Annotated in this window: 1 protein-coding gene; it reads right to left on the bottom strand. The window is 65.4% G+C overall.

Translation table 11 applies throughout. The features are described from left to right. On the bottom strand, positions 1 to 1,509 hold a 1,509-nt coding region (locus ABTU92_RS29455), incomplete at both ends, for a hypothetical protein (RefSeq protein ID WP_408095096.1).

The following is a 1,509-nucleotide window of genomic DNA, read 5'->3' as shown; positions in this document are numbered from 1 at the left end:
ATCAGGATATCGCCGCCTTGCTGCGTCATCACGCGACTCTGGTTTACCAGCACGCTCCCGTCCGTGAAGGTCGAGATCGAGCCGCCGCCGAGAGTCAGGATGCCGACGTCGTTCAGCTTCAGGTTGGCGTTCGGCTCGAGAGCGAGCGCCCCCACCCGGATGCTGCCGCCGGGCCCGAAGATCGAGATATTGCCGCCGAGCCGGGTCTGGATGGTGGCGTGGTGCATGTCGAGGTCGCCGGTCCTGACCAGCGTCGCGGCGCCGCTGGTGCCGCCGAGAGCGTTCGCCGAGTAGCCGAGCGTGGCCGGGAACAGCGTGTTCACCATCTGATAGCCGCGCTGGTACTGCCCCGACGTGCTCGCCTGGGCCTCGCCCACCGCCTTCAGCTCGGCCATGAACACCTGGTCGACGAAGGCGCGCTGCAGGTCCTTGGCCAGCCGCGGGTCCTTGCCCTGTTGCTGCAGATGGTCCGCGAGGTTCCGGAACTTGTCCCACGCGTCGGCCGCGCTGTCGAACGGGACGCCGATCCTGACCAGGAACGCCTCGAGGGAGACGTATTCGCGCTTGAGCGCTTCAGCGAGGCGCGGGTCCTTACCCATCTGCTGGAAAACGGTCTCGAGATTCTGGAACTTGTTCCGGGCGTCCGCCATCCCGTTGGTCGGGATACCGAGCGCGGCGAGGAAACCTTCGATGTCGCCGACATAGTTGTGCGGGACCAGGCCCGCATTGGCGGGATCGACATAGGTCCGAAGCACCGCCTCGTCGTCGGTCCCGTTGGCGACGCCGAACCGGACGATCAGGTCGGCGCCGGTCGAGGCCAGCAATGCGTTGCGTTTCTTCGGCGTCTTCGAGGCGCTGCCGAGCAGGAGCAGGTTGTAGGTTCCGGAGCTCGCCTGCGGGACGTAGCGATTGCCCACCGGCCAATCGCTGGCGTTGGCGAGCGACGCGATTCCGCGCTGCGCCGGGGTCAAGGCTTTCGTGTCACGTGACAAGGGCAGGAAGGGGCCGAGGTCACGTCCGGCCTCGACCATCAGGAATCCGGCGCCCGCGACCTGTATACCCGGGCCGCCGAGGATTCTCCTAGCCGCCTTGCCCACGGCGACGCCGGACGGAGCCGTGTAGAGGTCGTTCGCCGAACCGCCCACATAGCTGTAGACGATGTCGCGCCCTGCCGTGATGGTGCTGACGTCGTCACCACCGATATTCTGAACGATCACATCGAAGTCGACGAGGTCGTCTTTGGCATAGATCTTCGCCGGCCTGTTGATCTCGATTCTCGTGTAGCCGTAAATCCGTTCGACATTGCTCTTGGTGCTGTCCGTTGCCGTCACGCTGGAGGTATCAACCACCGCCAGCGTGGTCGCGACCGCCTTGATCGAGCCGTTCATCGCGTAGATGCGGGCCACGTTCGAGTCGTGATCGTCTTCGTGGGCGAGGACCACCTCGCTGAACGCCGCCGTCATCCCGTTGTTGGGCCGGTACGGATCGAAGGCGGCGTCGAGCAGCGAG

Source organism: Rhodoplanes sp. SY1 (assembly GCF_046000175.1).
GTDB lineage: Bacteria > Pseudomonadota > Alphaproteobacteria > Rhizobiales > Xanthobacteraceae > Rhodoplanes.
The sequence above is the reverse complement of the archived record's forward strand: the minus strand, read 5'-3'. Positions and strand labels throughout refer to the sequence as shown.